16 protein-coding genes are annotated in these 16,934 nt (G+C 68.5%); 10 read left to right on the forward strand and 6 right to left on the reverse strand.

The features are described from left to right. Nucleotides 1–13: 13 nt before the first annotated feature. From ABL312_RS19360 to fsa, 4 genes are all read right to left on the reverse strand, one after another. Complete coding sequence (locus ABL312_RS19360) at nt 14–256, reverse strand: hypothetical protein (RefSeq protein WP_349359033.1); 243 nt, start codon at nt 254–256, stop codon at nt 14–16. Nucleotides 257–581: 325 nt separating this feature from the next. Further along, complete coding sequence (locus ABL312_RS19365) at nt 582–1,046, reverse strand: hypothetical protein (RefSeq protein WP_349359034.1); 465 nt, start codon at nt 1,044–1,046, stop codon at nt 582–584. 62 nt (nt 1,047–1,108) lie between these two features. After that, entirely contained in the window at nt 1,109–2,098 is a 990-nt protein-coding gene (locus ABL312_RS19370; RefSeq protein WP_349359035.1) for a tyrosine recombinase XerC, read from the reverse strand. A gap of 92 nt (nt 2,099–2,190) precedes the next feature. Next, a complete protein-coding gene (fsa, locus tag ABL312_RS19375; RefSeq protein WP_349359036.1) occupies nt 2,191–2,844 on the reverse strand; it encodes a fructose-6-phosphate aldolase in 654 nt (217 codons plus the stop codon). A 250-nt stretch (nt 2,845–3,094) separates the two neighbouring features. Between fsa and ABL312_RS19380 the strand changes: the two genes are divergently transcribed. The 7 genes from ABL312_RS19380 (at nt 3,095) to ABL312_RS19410 (ending at nt 11,301) form a co-directional block, all read left to right on the forward strand. Continuing rightward, nucleotides 3,095–5,401 carry a primosomal protein N' gene (locus tag ABL312_RS19380; RefSeq protein ID WP_349359037.1) on the forward strand — a complete coding sequence of 769 codons (2,307 nt, stop codon included), beginning with the start codon at nt 3,095–3,097 and terminating at the stop codon, nt 5,399–5,401. A 234-nt stretch (nt 5,402–5,635) separates the two neighbouring features. Further along, the gene (locus ABL312_RS19385) at nt 5,636–6,196 is read left to right on the forward strand and encodes a F0F1 ATP synthase subunit delta (protein ID WP_349359038.1); all 561 of its coding nucleotides are present in this window, start codon (nt 5,636–5,638) and stop codon (nt 6,194–6,196) included. After that, nucleotides 6,196–7,725, forward strand: coding sequence for a F0F1 ATP synthase subunit alpha (atpA, locus tag ABL312_RS19390; protein WP_349359039.1), 1,530 nt, complete (start codon nt 6,196–6,198; stop codon nt 7,723–7,725). Before ABL312_RS19385 ends, atpA begins: the two co-directional genes overlap by 1 nt. Nucleotides 7,726–7,759: 34 nt before the next feature. Further along, entirely contained in the window at nt 7,760–8,641 is an 882-nt protein-coding gene (locus ABL312_RS19395; protein WP_349359040.1) for a F0F1 ATP synthase subunit gamma, read from the forward strand. 25 nt (nt 8,642–8,666) lie between these two features. Then, nucleotides 8,667–10,091: a F0F1 ATP synthase subunit beta gene (gene atpD, locus ABL312_RS19400; RefSeq protein ID WP_349359041.1), complete on the forward strand. Its 1,425-nt coding sequence runs from the start codon at nt 8,667–8,669 to the stop codon at nt 10,089–10,091. 24 nt (nt 10,092–10,115) lie between these two features. Next, complete coding sequence (locus tag ABL312_RS19405) at nt 10,116–10,523, forward strand: F0F1 ATP synthase subunit epsilon (RefSeq protein ID WP_349359042.1); 408 nt, start codon at nt 10,116–10,118, stop codon at nt 10,521–10,523. A 178-nt stretch (nt 10,524–10,701) separates the two neighbouring features. Next, nucleotides 10,702–11,301: an alpha-ketoglutarate-dependent dioxygenase AlkB gene (locus ABL312_RS19410; protein WP_349359043.1), complete on the forward strand. Its 600-nt coding sequence runs from the start codon at nt 10,702–10,704 to the stop codon at nt 11,299–11,301. Between the two features lie 19 nt (nt 11,302–11,320). Here the strand turns inward: ABL312_RS19410 and ubiB are convergent, their stop codons facing one another. Both ubiB and ubiE read right to left on the reverse strand, forming a co-directional pair. After that, complete coding sequence (gene ubiB, locus ABL312_RS19415; protein WP_349359044.1) at nt 11,321–12,889, reverse strand: 2-polyprenylphenol 6-hydroxylase; 1,569 nt, start codon at nt 12,887–12,889, stop codon at nt 11,321–11,323. A 7-nt stretch (nt 12,890–12,896) separates the two neighbouring features. Continuing rightward, nucleotides 12,897–13,694: a bifunctional demethylmenaquinone methyltransferase/2-methoxy-6-polyprenyl-1,4-benzoquinol methylase UbiE gene (gene ubiE / locus ABL312_RS19420; RefSeq protein WP_349359045.1), complete on the reverse strand. Its 798-nt coding sequence runs from the start codon at nt 13,692–13,694 to the stop codon at nt 12,897–12,899. 218 nt (nt 13,695–13,912) lie between these two features. On the opposite strand from ubiE, the gene mutM reads away from it, so the two are divergent. The 3 genes from mutM to rpsT all read left to right on the forward strand — a co-directional run bounded on the left by mutM (nt 13,913) and on the right by rpsT (nt 16,147). Next, complete coding sequence (gene mutM, locus ABL312_RS19425) at nt 13,913–14,806, forward strand: bifunctional DNA-formamidopyrimidine glycosylase/DNA-(apurinic or apyrimidinic site) lyase (protein ID WP_349359046.1); 894 nt, start codon at nt 13,913–13,915, stop codon at nt 14,804–14,806. A 122-nt stretch (nt 14,807–14,928) separates the two neighbouring features. Then, nucleotides 14,929–15,702 carry an enoyl-CoA hydratase gene (locus ABL312_RS19430; RefSeq protein WP_349359047.1) on the forward strand — a complete coding sequence of 258 codons (774 nt, stop codon included), beginning with the start codon at nt 14,929–14,931 and terminating at the stop codon, nt 15,700–15,702. Between the two features lie 178 nt (nt 15,703–15,880). Next, on the forward strand, nt 15,881–16,147 hold the full coding sequence (gene rpsT, locus ABL312_RS19435) for a 30S ribosomal protein S20 (protein WP_349359048.1): 267 nt from the start codon (nt 15,881–15,883) through the stop codon (nt 16,145–16,147). The last annotated feature ends 787 nt before the right edge of the window (nt 16,148–16,934 follow it).

Raw genomic sequence — 16,934 nt, forward strand, 5'->3', positions numbered from 1 at the left:
ATCCGCGCGCGGATCACTCCGCCGCCGGCATCTCCGTTTCCTGCGGCGGGCGCGCCTTGGCGTCCTCCTGCTTGATCACCAGCTCGTCCAGGTCGTTGGTGGCGATCGCGGTGGACGGCGCGGTCTCCATGGAGGCCATCGTCGACATTTTCGCTTTCGAGTCGGCCATCTTGCCCCAGTTGCACTCGGCAATGGCAGGGGCGGTCGACAGGGCGATCAGGGCGGTCATGCCCGTCAGTCCGGCTAGCAGTCGCATGCTGTTCTCCTCCAGTTGCGTCCCGGTCGCGTAAACCTCCCGGCCTCCGCGTCCCGACAGTCGCCGGAACGGCTGTCGGTCGAGGGAAGCGCGGACCTGCGGACCGGATGGCGCGTCTGCGCCGGCCCCTCTGGTGGCCGGAGCGGACGTGGCCGGGTCACGGTCGGCGGGCCTGTCCGGAACCCGCCGGTCAAGCGTCACGGCGCCCGTGGAAGGTGGTGCCGGCCTGCCGCCAGGCTGGCCGGATTTGCGGGCGACGCTACGTCAAGCTTGGGGCAGGGGTCGACGTGCGACCAGTCCCGGCGGGGAGAAAACCCGTCCGGCCTTATTCCCGGGCGAGTATCGCGGCGTGATAGGAATCGGGCTCGGTCGGGTCGTGCGGATCGATGGTCACCAGCGCCTCGATCCGCCGTCCCATGAAGATGACCTGGATTTCCCGGGCGCCGAAAAAGCCGGGAAAGCGGGCGATGAGCCGGCCGCCGGCGGTGCGATAGGCCGGCTGCCATCCCCATTTGCAGTCGCGCGGCGAGCAGCGGGTGAAGGCCCGCATGCGCACCGCCGCGCGCACGTTCTCGCCCTCGCCCTCGCAGAAGCTTTCGATCTCGATGCGCCGGATCTGCCTGACCTCGGCCATGTCGTTGATCCAGACGCCCGCCTCGGGGGTGCGACAGACGTACTCGGCCTGCGTCTGGGCTTGTGCACGCGTCTGGGCATGCGCCGGCGCGGTCGCGGCAAGCGTGGCGACGAGGCCTCCAAGAACGATGAGCGCGCGGGCAAATCGGGTCTCCATCTCGGGAATTTGGGGCTCTGTGCGCCCGACTGCAACCGAAACCGGACAAAAGCCTGCGCGATTCAACCGGACCCCACGGATTTGGGCGTTCGGCCGGCGGCGCGCCGGCCGCGCGGGTGGGCCGTGTCATAGGCCGCGAGCAGGCGGGCCTCGTCGACCTCGGTATAGACCTGCGTGGTCGAGAGGCTGGCATGCCCCAGCAGTTCCTGGATGGTGCGCAGATCGCCGCCGCCGGCGAGCAGATGGGTGGCGAAGGAGTGGCGCAGCGCATGCGGCGTGGCGCTGTCCGGCAGTCCGAGCGCACCGCGCAGCCGCGCCATGGCGTATTGCACGATGCGCGGGCTGAGCGGTCCGCCGCGCGCGCCCAGAAAAAGCGGCCCCTCCGGCTCCGGCGTGAAGGGGCAGAGCGCCAGATAGGCCGCGACCGCCTCGCCGACCACCGGCAGCACCGGCACGAGGCGCGTGCGCCCGCCCTTGCCGGTGATCCTGAGCGTTTCGGTGCCGGGAGTGGGCGCGCTGCGCCCGGTGAGCGACAGGGCCTCGGAAATGCGCAGGCCGCAGCCGTAAAGGAGCGTCAGGACGGCGGCGTTGCGCGCCGCGATCCAGGGCTCGGCGTCGAGCCCGCTGTCGGCATCGACGAGGGTCAGCGCCTCGTCCGCCCGGACGGGCTTGGGCAGCGCGCGCTTCAGGCGCGGCGCGCGCACCGCGCCGGCGGCCGTCGCGTCGATGTCGCCGCGCCGTTCCAGAAAGCCGAGGAAGGAGCGCAGGCCCGACAGGCCGCGCGCCAGCGAGCGGCTTTCCGCGCCGGCCCGGCGCCGTTCGGCCAGAAAGCCGCGAAAATCGCGCGGGCTGAGCCGGTCGAGATCGGAAATCGCCGGCGGCGCGCCCAGATGCATCGTGAGAAAGCGCAGGAACTGGCGCACGTCGCGCTCATAGGCGACGAGCGTCTTGTCCGCCAACCGCCGCTCCGACCCCAGATGGTCGAGCCACTGGCTCACGGCGGCGTTGACGTCCGGCCTGGCACAGACGAGGAGGGCGGCGGCATCGGTCATGCCGCCGAGTGTGCCCTGCGGCGGTTAACAGAAATTAACCGCCGCCGTGGCTTGAGGGCCGCGCGCGAGTTGCGAGCGCGCGACACGGGACCTCAGAGAATGCTCTGGCCGGTCTTGGCCCAGTCGGCGAGGAACTGCTCGAGACCCTTGTCGGTGAGCGGATGCTTGACCAGGCCCTTGAGCACCGCCGGCGGCACGGTGGCGACATCGGCGCCTGCGAGCGCGCAGTCCTTGACGTGGTTGGCGCTGCGGATCGAGGCGGCGAGCACTTCCGTGTCGAAGGCGTAATTGTCGTAGATCACGCGGATTTCGCGGATCAACTCCATGCCGTCGACATGCACGTCGTCGAGCCGGCCGATGAAGGGCGAGATGAAGCTCGCGCCCGCCTTGGCGGCGAGAAGCGCCTGATTGGCGGAAAAGCACAGGGTGACGTTGACCATGTGGCCGTCGTCGGTGAGCGCGCGGCAGGCCTTGAGCCCGTCGAGCGTCAGCGGCAGCTTGATCGCGATGTTGTCGGCTATGCCTGCGAGCTTGCGCCCTTCCGCGATCATCGCGTCGGCCTCGGTGGCGGTCACTTCCGCCGAGACCGGGCCCTCGACCAGCGCGCAGATTTCCTCGATCACCTCGCGCATCGGCCGGCCCGACTTGAGGATCAGCGAGGGATTGGTGGTCACGCCATCGAGCAGGCCCGTGGCGGCGAGGTCCTTGATTTCCGAGGTGTCGGCGGTATCGACGAAGAACTTCATGAGAGCGTCGGCTCCTGTAACGGATACGGATGACGGGCGCATTTGACGAAAGGACGCAAAGCGCGGGACAAGAACGGCACGGCGGTCGGCCGCCGGCGCCGGTCTTCCCTGCCGCCTCCCTTGCTGCAGTCGCCCGTTTCCATAGCCTAGGATGGCGGGCGACGACACCCCCGATTCGCGCAAGCCCCCGGCGATGCCGGCGGGCGGCGCCGCGACCCGGCCCCTTGCGCGGCCGTGCGAACGAAGGACCATGACCGCTTCCCGCCCCCCTCCCAAGGTGCAGACGCCCGAGAGGCAGACGCCCGCCACGTCCAGGACACCCGGGACGCCGGCCGCCGCCGATCTGTTCGGCGCGCCCCATCCGCAGGCGCCGGAGGGGGGGCCGCCGACCTGCGTTCAGGTGCTGCTGCCGGTCGCCATCGGCGCCGCCTATACCTATCGCGTTCCGCCAGGGGTCTGCGTGCGTCCCGGCTCCATCGTGCGCGTGCCGCTTGGTCCGCGCGAGGTGATCGGGGCCGTGTGGTCTCTGGAGGCGCCCGAGGGCGCCGCGCCGGCGCGGCTCAAGGACATTCTCCACGTCTACGATGATACGCCGCCGCTCGCCGACGATCTGCGCGCGCTGGTCGACTGGGTGGCCAACTGGACGCTGGCCGCGCCGGGCATGGTGCTGCGCATGGTGTTGCGCTCCCCCGAGGCGCTGGAGCCGGAAGCCCCGGTCCCCGGCGTGCGGCGGGTCGAGGGCGCGCCCCTGCCGGGACGGGCGACACCGGCGCGCAAGCGGGTGCTGGAAACGCTCGACGACGGCATGGCCTGGACGAAGAGCGGGCTCGCCCATGCCGCCGGCGTCAGCCCCTCGGTGATCGACGGGCTCGTGGCGCAGGGCACGCTCGAGGTGGTGTCGATGCCCGCCCGCCCGCCGTTGCCCGCGCCCGATCCGGACTTCGCGCCACCGGTGCTCACGCCGGCGCAGGAAACGGCGGCCGCGCGGCTGCGGGAGGGAATCGGATCCGCCTTCCGGACGTTCCTGCTCGACGGCGTGACCGGCTCGGGCAAGACGGAGGTCTATTTCGAGGCGGTGGCGGCCGCGCTTCAGGCCGGCCGGCAGGCGCTGGTGCTGATCCCCGAGATCGCGCTGACCACGGCGTTTCTGGAGCGATTCGAACAGCGCTTCGCCACACGACCGGCCGAATGGCATTCGCAGATCACGCCCAAGGCCCGCGCCCGCATCTGGCGCGGCGTGACCACCGGCGATGTCCGCGTCGTCGTGGGGGCGCGCTCCGCGTTGTTCCTGCCCTTTCGCGAGCTCGGCCTGATCGTCGTCGACGAGGAGCACGACGGCGCCTACAAGCAGGACGACCGGGTGCCCTACAACGCCCGCGACATGGCGGTGGTGCGTGGACATCTCGCCGGGTTTCCGGTGGTGCTCGCCTCCGCGACGCCCTCGGTCGAGAGCCAGGTCAACGCGCTCACGGGGCGCTACGAGCGGCTCGAACTGCCCGAGCGCGCCAGCGGCGCACCCATGCCCGAAATCTCCGTCATCGACCTCAGGCTCGACCGTCCCGAGCGCGGCCAGTTCCTGGCCCCGCCGCTGCGCTCGGCCATCGCCGAGACGGTCGCCGGCGGCGGGCAGGCGCTGTTGTTTCTCAACCGGCGCGGCTATGCGCCGCTGACCCTGTGCCGCTCCTGCGGTCACCGCTTCCAGTGCCCCAATTGCAGCGCCTGGCTGGTCGAGCACCGCTTTCAGGGCCGTCTCGTGTGTCACCATTGCGGTCACGCCGAGCCGGCGCCCGACCATTGCCCGGCCTGCGGCGACACCCAGTCGCTGGTTGCCTGCGGTCCCGGTGTCGAGCGGATCGCGGAAGAGGTCGCCGACGCCTTTCCGGAAGCGCGCGTGCTGGTGCTCTCCTCCGACATCCAGGGCGGCACGGAGCGCATGCGCCGGGAGATCCGGGTGATCGCGGAGGGCGGCGCGGATATCGTCGTCGGCACGCAACTGGTCGCCAAGGGGCACAATTTCCCGCTGATGCGGCTGGTCGGCGTGGTCGACGCCGATCTTGGCCTTGCCCATGGCGACCCGCGCGCGGCCGAGCGCACCTTCCAGCTGCTCGCCCAGGTGACCGGGCGCGCCGGGCGCATCGGCGGTGGCGGTCGGGGGCTGCTGCAGACCCATGCGCCGGAGCATCCGGTGATCCGCGCGCTCGCCTCCGGCGACCGCAACGCCTTCTACGAGGCGGAGATCGCCGCCCGCCGCGCCGCCGGGCTGCCGCCCTTCGGCCGGCTGGCGGCGCTCATCGTGTCGGGGCCCGACAAGGCGGCGGCGCTCGCCCATGCGCAGGCGCTGGCGCGCGCCGCGCCCCATGTGGGCGAGCTGACCATCCTCGGGCCGGCCGAGGCCGCGCTGGCGCTGGTGCGCGGGCGCTACCGGTTCCGCCTGCTGGCGATGGCGCCGCGCGCCTTCGATCTCCAGGGCCATTTACGGGCCTGGCTGACGGCCGCGCCTCGGCCGCGCGGACAGATCCGCGTCCAGGTCGATATCGACCCGCAGAGCTTTTTGTGAGGGCCCGCGCGCGCCCTGCGAGGAGGGCTTCGACCTTTTTCCGCCACGATTGGCGCATTTGGGCCCTGTGGCTATGTTGCACCGCCTTGAGCCCTGTGGTAATCGGAGCGCGGCTTTGAGGAAGCGACGGGACGCGCTGTCCCGCTCCGCCCAGAAAAGCGAAGATTTTCCAACGCCTTGCAATCAGCTTTGCTGAGAGCTCCGGCCTAATCCGCCTAAGAGAGCACGGACCCTGTGACCGACAACGTATCTCTCATTTCAGGTGTGGCTTCCCGTTATGCGACGGCGCTGCTCGACTTGGCAGAGGAGCAGGGCTCCGTGGCCGAGGTCGAGACGGCGCTTTCCGGGTTCGAGAAGCTGCTGACGGACAGCGACGACCTCAATCGTCTCGTCCATAGCCCGGTGTTTTCCGCCGACGACCAACTCAAGGCGCTCAGCGCGATCCTCGACAAGGCCGGTCTGACCGGACTTGCGGCGAACTTCCTGCGGCTGGCGGCCAAGAACCGCCGCCTGTTCGCCGTTCCGGGCATGATCGCCGCCTTCCGCAGCGAGCTTGCCAAGCGGCGCGGCGAAGTGGCCGCCGACGTGGTCTCGGCGAGCGAATTGTCGGATGCGCAGCTGGCTTCCCTGAAGGAGGCGCTGAACGCGGCGACCGGCAAGACCGTGACGGTAACGACGAAGGTCGATCCCGCGCTGATCGGCGGCCTGGTGGTCAAGGTCGGCAGCCGCATGATCGACACGTCTCTCAAGACAAAACTCAATTCCCTCAAGTTCGCGATGAAAGAGGTCGGCTGATGGATATTCGGGCAGCGGAAATCTCCGCCATCCTCAAGGACCAGATCAAGAATTTCGGCCAGGAAGCCGAGGTTTCCGAGGTCGGTCAGGTGCTTTCGGTGGGTGACGGCATCGCCCGCGTCTACGGCCTCGACAAGGTCCAGGCCGGCGAGATGGTCGAGTTCCCGGGCGGCATCCGGGGCATGGCGCTCAACCTCGAGACCGACAACGTCGGTGTCGTGATCTTCGGCTCCGACCGTGACATCAAGGAAGGCGACACCGTCAAGCGGACCGGCGCCATCGTGGAAGTCCCGGTCGGCAAGGGCCTGCTCGGCCGCGTCGTCGACCCGCTCGGCAACCCGCTCGACGGCAAGGGCCCGATCGAGGGCGCCGAGATGCGCCGCGTCGACGTCAAGGCGCCGGGCATCCTGCCGCGCAAGTCGGTGCACGAGCCGATGTCGACCGGCCTCAAGGCGATCGACGCCCTGATCCCGATCGGCCGCGGCCAGCGCGAGCTGGTCATCGGCGACCGTCAGACCGGCAAGACCGCGATCATCCTCGACACGTTCCTCAACCAGAAGCCGCTGCACGCGTCGAATGACGAGAGCGTCAAGCTCTACTGCATCTACGTCGCGGTGGGCCAGAAGCGCTCCACCGTCGCGCAGTTCGTGAAGCAGCTGGAAGAGTCCGGCGCGCTGGAATACTCCATCGTCGTCGCCGCGACCGCGTCGGACCCGGCGCCGCTGCAGTTCCTGGCGCCGTTCTCCGGCACCGCCATGGGCGAGTATTTCCGCGACAACGGCATGCATGCCGTGATCGGCTACGACGACCTGTCCAAGCAGGCCGTCGCCTACCGCCAGATGTCGCTGCTGCTTCGTCGTCCGCCGGGGCGTGAGGCCTTCCCGGGCGACGTGTTCTACCTGCACTCCCGTCTGCTGGAGCGCTCGGCCAAGCTGAACGAGGACAACGGCTCCGGCTCGCTGACGGCTCTGCCGGTCATCGAAACGCAGGGCAACGACGTGTCGGCCTTCATTCCGACCAACGTGATCTCGATCACCGACGGCCAGATCTTCCTCGAGACCGACCTGTTCTTCCAGGGCATCCGCCCGGCGGTGAACGTCGGCCTGTCGGTGTCGCGCGTCGGCTCCTCGGCGCAGATCAAGGCGATGAAGCAGGTCGCCGGCAAGATCAAGGGCGAGCTTGCGCAGTATCGCGAGATGGCGGCCTTCGCGCAGTTCGGCTCCGATCTCGACGCCACCACGCAGCGCCTGCTGAACCGTGGCTCGCGCCTGACCGAGCTTCTCAAGCAGCCGCAGTTCTCGCCGCTCAAGACCCAGGAGCAGGTCGCCGTCATCTATGCCGGCGTCAACGGCTACCTCGACAAGCTCCCGCTGGAGAAGGTCAAGGAGTACGAGGAGGGGCTTCTCCTCAACCTGCGTGGCGAGCATGCCGATCTCCTCGATGCGATCTGGGAGAAGAAGGCTCTGGACGACGAGCTCGAGGGGCGCCTCAAGGCGGCCGTCGAGGCGTACACCAAGAACTTCGCCTGAGGCGGACTGACGGCATCCAGGACAAGGGGCGGCCATGCCGAGCCTGAAGGACTTAAGAAACCGGATCGCCTCCGTTAAGGCGACGCAGAAGATCACCAAGGCCATGCAGATGGTGGCCGCGGCGAAACTGCGTCGCGCTCAGGAGGCCGCGGAAGCGGCACGGCCCTATGCGGAGCGCATGGAAGCCGTGCTGGCCAACCTCGCCACCGCCTTCGAGGGGCGGGACGACGCGCCGCGTCTTCTCGCCGGCACCGGCAAGGACGACGTGCATCTGCTCGTCGTCGCCACCGCCGAACGCGGGCTGTGCGGCGGCTTCAATTCCTCGATCGCCAAGTTGGCGCGCGAGCGGGCCCGCAGCCTGATCGCCGCCGGCAAGACGGTGAAGATCGTCTGCGTCGGCAAGAAGGGCTTCGATTCGCTGAAGCGCGACCTCGGTCAGCACATCGTCAAGACGATCGAGTTCCGCGATGTGAAGCGGATCGGCTTCGAAAACGCCGACGAGGTCGGCGCCCTGGTCCGCGACATGTTCGAGGCCGGCGACTTCGACGTCTGCACGCTGTTCTATGCCCGGTTCCAGTCGGTCATCAGCCAGGTGCCGACCGCGCAGCAGCTCATCCCGGCGAGCTTCGACGAGGATGCCGCCGCGGGCACGCGCAGCGAGGCCGTTTACGAATACGAGCCGGACGAGGCCGAAATCCTCGCCGAGCTCCTGCCGCGCAACATTTCCGTGCAGATCTTCCGCGGTCTGCTGGAAAATGCCGCTTCCGAGCAGGGGGCGCGCATGAGCGCGATGGACAATGCGACGCGCAACGCCGGTGACATGATCGACAAGCTGACGCTGAGCTACAACCGCCAGCGTCAGGCTCAGATCACCAAGGAGCTGATCGAAATCATTTCGGGCGCCGAAGCGCTCTGACCGGATCGAGACGAGGATATCAATTATGGCTGACAAGACAGTCGGACGGATCACGCAGGTCATCGGCGCCGTCGTCGACGTTCAGTTCGACGATCATCTGCCGGCGATTCTGAACGCCCTTGAGACGGACAACAACGGGGCCCGTCTCGTGCTCGAGGTCGCGCAGCACCTCGGCGAGAACACCGTGCGCACCATCGCCATGGACGCGACCGAGGGTCTCGTGCGCGGCCAGGAGGTGACGGACACCGGCGAGCCGATCGCGGTTCCGGTGGGCGACGGCACGCTCGGGCGCATCATGAACGTCATCGGCGAGCCGGTCGACGAGGCGGGCGACATCCCGCACGAGAGCAAGCGCGCCATTCACCAGGAAGCGCCGGCCTTCGTCGAGCAGTCGACGGAAGCCGAGATCCTGGTCACGGGCATCAAGGTCGTCGACCTGCTGGCGCCCTACGCCAAGGGCGGCAAGATCGGCCTGTTCGGCGGCGCCGGCGTCGGCAAGACCGTTCTGATCATGGAGCTGATCAACAACGTCGCCAAGGCGCACGGCGGTTACTCGGTGTTCGCCGGCGTCGGCGAGCGCACCCGTGAGGGCAACGACCTTTACTGGGAAATGGTCGAGTCCGGCGTGAACAAGGAAGGCGGCGGCGAGGGCTCCAAGGCCGCGCTCGTCTACGGTCAGATGAACGAGCCCCCGGGGGCGCGTGCCCGCGTGGCGCTGACCGGCCTGACGATCGCCGAGGACTTCCGCGACAAGGGCCAGGACGTGCTCTTCTTCGTCGACAACATCTTCCGCTTCACCCAGGCGGGGTCGGAAGTGTCGGCGCTGCTCGGCCGTATCCCTTCCGCGGTGGGCTATCAGCCGACGCTCGGCACCGACATGGGCGCCATGCAGGAGCGCATCACCACCACGACCAAGGGGTCGATCACCTCGGTGCAGGCCGTCTATGTGCCTGCCGACGACCTGACCGACCCGGCGCCGGCCTCGACCTTCGCCCACCTCGACGCGACGACCGTGTTGAACCGCTCGATCGCGGAAAAGGGCATCTATCCGGCCGTGGACCCGCTCGACTCCACCTCGCGCATGCTCGACCCGCGCATCATCGGCGAAGAGCACTATGAAGTGGCCCGTGCCGTGCAGGCGACGCTGCAGCGCTACAAGGCGCTGCAGGACATCATCGCCATCCTGGGCATGGACGAGCTCTCCGAAGAGGACAAGCTGACGGTGGCCCGCGCCCGCAAGATCGAGCGCTTCCTGTCGCAGCCGTTCTTCGTGGCCGAGGTCTTCACCGGCTCGCCGGGCAAGCTCGTGGCGCTCGAGGACACGATCAAAGGCTTCAAGGGGCTCGTCGACGGCGAGTACGACCATCTTCCGGAAGCGGCCTTCTACATGGTCGGCTCCATCGAAGAGGCGGTCGAAAAGGCCCAGAAGCTCGCCGCGGAAGCCGCGTAACCCATCGAAGGACCGAGGCACGACATGGCCGAAGCTTTCCAGTTCGAACTCGTCTCGCCCGAGCGGCTTCTTCTGTCGGAAGAGGCGACCCAGGTCGTCGTTCCGGGCATCGAGGGCGAATTCGGTATCATGGCCGGCCACGCTCCGATGATGTCGACCCTGCGGCCCGGCGTTCTGACCGTGTCGCGGCCGTCGGGCTCGGACGAGGCCTATTTCGTGCGCGGCGGTTTCGCCGAGGCCGGCCCCAAGGGGCTGACGGTTCTCGCCGAGCAGGCCGTGCCGATGGCCGACCTCAAGGCGGACGAGATCGCCCGCCAGATCCGCGAGGCGGAAGAGGATCTCGCCGATGCGAAGGACGAGGCGACCCGCGACAGGGCGGCGTCGCTTCTCCAGCAGCTGCGCGACGTCGAGGCGGCGCTGGCCACGCATTGATCCGCGTCGCGCCTCCCGCGCGGCCCTTGACGATTTCTGCGAAACCGCCCGGGTCCTCTCGGGCGGTTTTCATTTGTGCGCAGGGTCCCGAGACCTGCGGAGGGGCTTGCCTTCCGCCCCTGTCTGCAAGCATCGTGCGGACATGACCCGGCCCGCCGCCTCCCGGCCAAGACCCGCGATGCCCGATGGGTTTCGCCTTCTTTCCGGCTATTTCGACCGCGCCGCGCAAGAGGCGCTGCTGACCGACATCCGCGCCGTCGTCGCCGAGGCCCCGCTGTTCACGCCGGCGATGCCACGCACCGGCAAGGCATTCTCGGTGCGCATGTCGAACTGCGGGCCGCTCGGCTGGGTGGCGGATCGCGCCGGCTACCGTTATCAGCCGACCCACCCGGTGACGGAGCGTCCCTGGCCGGCGATGCCGGCGCGCGTGCTGAGCGCGTGGCGCGACCTCTGTCCCGGCGCGCCGGAGCCGGAAGCCTGCCTCATCAATTTCTACGCGTCGGGCGCCCGCATGGGGCTGCATCAGGATCGCGATGAAGCCCGTTTCGATGTGCCGGTGCTGTCGATCTCGCTGGGAGCGACGGCGGTGTTTCGCCTCGGCGGACCCGCGCGAAAGGCACCAACGCGCAGCTTCCGTCTCGCGTCGGGGGATGTGGTCGTGCTGGGGGGCGACGCCCGGCTCGCCTATCACGGCGTGGATCGCACGATCCCCGGGAGTTCCACCCTGGTGAAGGACGACGGGCGGATCAATCTCACCCTGCGCCGGGTCTCGGAATAGGAACCGGCCCGAACCGGGATCAGCCCAGAATGGCGATCGCGAGCAGGGCGGCGATCGCCCACAGGGCGTATCGGCCGGAGCGGCTGTGCCGGGCCTCGGCGCGGCCGATGGCCTCGGCCGTCTCCGCGTCGAAGCGCAGGCCCTTCTCGGCCATCCGCTCGACCTCATGCGACAGCCGCTGCGCCCGGTCGGCGAGCAGCGGCAGGTCGGCGGCAAGCTTGCCGAGCGCCGAGAGACCGCCGGCCGCGTCCTGCAGCCGGGCGCCGGGGCCGAGATTGCGCTCGATCCAGCCGCGCACGACCGGTTCGGCGGTGCGCCACATGTCGAGATGCGGATTGAGCGTGCGCGCCACGCCCTCGACCACGACCATGGTCTTCTGCAGCATGATGAGCTGCGGCTGGGTGCGCATGTTGAAGAGCTCGGTGACCTCGAGAAGCTGCGTCAGCAGCCGGGCCATGGAAATCTCCGACGCGTCCTGCCCGTGGATCGGCTCGCCGATGGCGCGAATGGCTTGCGCGAAAACGTCGACGTCCTGATCGGCCGGGACGTAGCCCGCCTCGAAATGCACCTCGGCCACGCGGTGATAGTCGCGCGTGATGAAGCCGAACAGGATCTCGGCGAGGAACCGGCGTTCGGTGCGCCCGAGCCGCCCGGTGATGCCGAAATCGACCGCGACCAGCGTGCCGTCCGGCTCCAGGAACATGTTGCCCTGGTGCATGTCGGCATGAAAGAAGCCGTCGCGCACCGCGTGGCGCAGGAAGGACTGGATGACGGTCGCCCCGACCGCCGGCAGATCGTGGCCGTCGGCCGCAAGTCCCTCGAGATCGTTGAGCTTGCGACCCGAGATCCACTCCATGGTCAGCACGCATTTCGCCGTGCGCGGCCAGTCGACCGCCGGTACGCGGAACCCCGGATCGTCGGCGGTGTTCTCGCCCATTTCCGACAGGGCCGCGGCCTCGAGGCGGAAATCCATCTCCAGTTCCACGGAGCGCGCCAGCGTGTCGACCACGGCGAGCGGGCGCAGGCGCCGGGAGGGCGGGTGAAATCGCTCGATCAGCCTGGCGATCAGATAGTAGCTCTTGAGATCGCGGCGAAACCGCTCGGCGACGCCGGGCCGCAGCACCTTGACCGCGACCTTGCGCAGGGAGCCGTCCTCCTCGCGGATTTCCGCCGGATGCACCTGGGCGATGGAGGCGGCGGCGACGGGCAGATCGAAGGTGACGAAGATGTCCTCGACCGGGCGTCCCAGCTGCGCCTCGACGACGGCGCGCGCCTCCTCGATCGGGAAGGGCGGGATCTGGTCCTGCAGCGCGGTGAGATCGGTCGCGATCTCGCGGCCCACCACGTCGGGCCGGGTGGCGAGGAACTGGCCGAGCTTCACATAGGAGGGGCCGAGCCGGGTCAGCGCGTCCGACAGCCGGGTCCGGGCGGCCTTGTCGCGCGCCGAGCGGCGTTCGAGCAGGCGCACGGCGGCGAGCGCCAGTCGCTGGGCCGGCGGCAGATCGGGCACATCCACGATCCCGAACACGCCCTCGCGGGCCATGACGAAGCCGGCGCGGGCCAGGCGAAAGAGGGCGGCGACGGGCATCGGCGTTTCAGACCACCCAGCCCGAGTGCAGGCAGGCGATGCCGCCGGAGAAATTGCGATAGGTGACGCGCGAAAAGCCCGCGTCGCGGATCATCTGCGCGAAGCGCTCCTGATGCGGGAACTTGCGGATCGATTCTACGAGGTAGCGATAGGGCTCGCCGTCGCCGGTGACGAGACGGCCCATGGTCGGGATCAGGTTGAAGGAAAAGGCATCGTAGACCCGGTCGAGACCGGCCACGTCGACCTGGGAGAATTCCAGGCACAGGAAGCGGCCGCCGCGCTTCACCACCCGGCGCGCCTCGCGCAGCGCCCTGGCGATGTCGGGCACGTTGCGGATGCCGAAGGCGATCGTATAGGCGTCGAACTCATTGTCGGCGAAGGGCAAATCCTCTGCGTTGCCTTCCACGAAGCGCAGCCGGTCGGACAGGCCGGCCCGGGCGGCGCGCTCGCGGCCGACGGAGAGCATGGAGCCGTTGATGTCGCAGACGATGGCCTGCGTGCCCGCTCCGCCGCGCTCCAGGATGCGCGTGGCGATGTCGCCGGTGCCCCCGGCCACATCGAGCACCCTGAACGCGCGGCGATCCTTGCGCGGGGGCGCAAGCGCGGAGACCATCGCGTCCTTCCACAGCCGGTGGAGGCCGCCGGACATCAGGTCGTTCATCAGATCGTAGCGGCTGGCCACCTGGTGAAAGACGTCGTTGACCAGCGGCTGCTTCTCACCCTGCGCCACCGTCTGAAAGCCGAAGCTCGTGGCCATGTCCGGCCCGTGCGCGCGCGTGTCGTTCCTGTCGGGGCTGGCCGCCATGTTCGTCTCCCGCCGGGATTGCCGGCGCCGGGATGGGCGCCTGTCGAAGGTTTGCCTTAGCGCATTTTCCGCAAGAGGTCACGGGGCCTTGGATGCGGTGTGCACGCCTGCGGCAATCGGCGCGGCGGCGGTTCGCGGGGATTGACCGCGCCCGGGTGTGTTGTATGCAGCAGACGCAGCACCCGGGCGAGGCCGGGTGCGGGGAAGGAGATGCGCGCATGCCCGAATTGCCCGAGGTCGAGACGGTCCGCCGGGGCCTGCAGCCGGTCCTGGAGGGCGCGCGGATCGCCGAGGTGACCCTGGCGCGCGCGGATCTGCGCTTTCCCTTCCCGCCCGGCTTTCGCGAGCGGGTGACGGGCCGGCGCGTGGTCTCGCTGGGCCGGCGGGCGAAATACCTGCTGGCCGATCTCGACGACGGCACCGTGCTCGTGATGCATCTGGGCATGTCCGGCGCGTTCCGCATCGAACAGGCGGCGACGCAGACCGTTCCGGGTGCCTTTCATTATGCCCGTTCGGAAGACCGCAAGCACGACCACGTGATCTTTCATCTGGAGCGGGCCGATCAGGCGGGACTGCGCATCGTCTACAACGATCCGCGCCGCTTCGGCTTCATGACGCTGGTCCCGCGCGCCGAACTGGAAAGCCATCCGTTCTTCGCGGGGTTGGGGCTGGAGCCGGTGGGCAATGCGCTGGACGCAGAGACGCTGGCGCATCTGCTGGCCGGCAAGGCGACGCCGCTCAAGGCGGCGCTGCTCGACCAGCGGATCGTCGCCGGCCTTGGCAACATCTATGTCTGCGAGGCGCTCTTTCGCGCGAGGCTTTCCCCGCAGCGCGCCGCCGGGACGGTGGCCACCAAGGCGGGTCGCGCGGGCGTGCGGGCCGAGCGGCTGGCGGTCGCGATCCGCGAGGTGATCGACGCGGCGATCGCCGCCGGCGGCTCGACCCTGCGCGACCACCGCCAGGCGGACGGCCAGCTCGGCTATTTCCAGCACACGTTCCAGGTCTACGGCCGCGAGGGCGAGCCCTGTCGCACGCCCGGCTGCGGCGGCACCGTGCGGCGGCTGGTCCAGTCCGGGCGCTCCACGTTCCATTGCCCGCGCTGCCAACGCTAGGCGGGCAGAGCCCGGCATCTTCGCGCCGCGATTGTGCGGTTGCGAGCGCGGCGGGCATCGGCTACCCCTTTGCGGCGTAAGGCGGCGCGCCTTTCCGGCGCCGCGCACACTTGGGAGGTCCCATGGGATACGAGAATATTCAGGTTGAGAAGCGCGGCCGCGTGGCGCTGGTGACGCTGAACCGTCCGAAGGCTCTCAATGCGCTGAATTCGGAGCTGATCGGCGAGCTCAACAGCGCGCTGGCGCAATTCCAGAGCGACGACAAGATCGGCTGCGTGGTGCTCACCGGATCGGAAAAGGCCTTCGCGGCCGGCGCCGACATCAAGGAAATGAGCTCGCTGTCCTATGTCGAGGCCTATACCAAGGATTTCATCACCTCCTGGGACGAGGTCTCGCGCTTCCGCAAGCCGATCATCGCCGCGGTGGCGGGCTATGCGCTCGGCGGCGGCTGCGAACTGGCGATGATGTGCGACTTCATCCTGGCCGCCGACAACGCCAAGTTCGGCCAGCCCGAAATCCAGCTTGGCGTGATGCCCGGCGCCGGCGGCACCCAGCGCCTGACCCGCTTCGTCGGCAAGTCCAAGGCCATGGAAATGTGCCTGACCGGCCGGATGATGGACGCCGCCGAGGCGGAGCGGTCCGGACTGGTGAGCCGCGTCGTGCCGGCGGACGAACTGGTCGACGAGGCCATCCGGGTGGCGGAGAAGATCGCCGACTTCTCGCTGCCGATCGCGATGATGACCAAGGAAAGCGTCAACCGCGCCTATGAGACGACGCTCGCCGAGGGCGTGCGCTTCGAGCGGCGCGTGTTCCACTCCATGTTCGCCACCGAGGACCAGAGCGAGGGCATGTCGGCCTTCGTCGAGAAGCGGGCGCCGCAGTTCAAGAACCGGTGATGTCTGCGCGACGTTGCGCGTCGGTGCCACTTTCGCATTGACGCGCGCGTTGGCGCCGACTATAAGCGCGGTCGACCGGTGGCGGCCCGTTCCGCCGCCGCTTTCGTTTGACCGGGGTGGTTTGTAACGCCTCGATCGCGACGAGACCGATTGTTCACGTAACGCATCAGGACACACCATGGCGAACACCCCTTCGGCCAAGAAGGCGGCACGCAAGATCCAGCGCCGCACGGCCACCAACAAGGCCCGCCGTACCCGGGTGCGCTCGTTCCTGCGCAAGGTCGAGGAGGCGATCGCTTCCGGCGACCAGGCGTCGGCCAACGAGGCGCTCAAGGCGGCCCAGCCCGAGCTCATGCGGGCGGTCAGCAAGGGCGTCTTCCATAGCAATATGGCGGCGCGCAAGATTTCCCGGCTGAACTCGCGGGTCAAGGCGCTCGGCGCCTGATCCCACAGCCCATACGAGGTTTGGAACCCGGCCTTTTGGTCGGGTTTTTCTTTTGCCGTCACACGGTTGGGTTCGCCCTATCCGTCTAACCTCCGGCTGCGAATCGTCGGGCTGCATCCGTCGGCCCGATGGCAGAATATATCCATAAAGAACAGATACTTATCTGGGTGTTGGAGTGTCGGGCGACTGGCGGACGGCGTTTGTCGCGAGTCAAGATTGAGCGGGCAGATTTTTTTTTCGTGCACAGCAAAACGGGTGTTTGTCCGCGCGCCATCCGGAAAACGCTTTGACTCAAAAAGCCTTCCAAACCTTCCCCCGCCGGATAAGGCGACGGCCTGTCGCAGGCTGCTTGCGCTGCACGCCCGAAATGGCGCCCGGCGCTGTTGCGGGGCCGATTTTGGCTGTGTATGTTGTGTCTATCGGGCGGTCGCCCCGGGTAAATCGAACAAGTTAAGTCGTGAGGGCCTCAGGAAGAGCGATGGTATACTTTTGCCTAAAAGCAACATCATGCCGTCTCAATGCTCTGCCAGAGTTGGGCTCGGGCTTATTCTGCCTCAGGCGGAATTAGAGCGTATCTGTACTCGCCAGGTAACATAATCAGACCCCGTGAGTTCCTTTGTCGCCTGCCGGAAATATTCGGCAGGAGCGGGTTTTCGTGCGTCAGCGCAAGGCCGCGGGGGATTGCGGTCGCCGCGCGGATTGCGGGTGGCGCGGTCGCAACGGACGGCCGGCGGGATGCGAGGCCAGGGGGCTCGCGGGCTCCGGACGCGTCCGCGGCCTGAGGGGC

The sequence above is a fragment of the Stappia sp. genome (assembly GCF_040110915.1).
GTDB lineage: Bacteria > Pseudomonadota > Alphaproteobacteria > Rhizobiales > Stappiaceae > Stappia.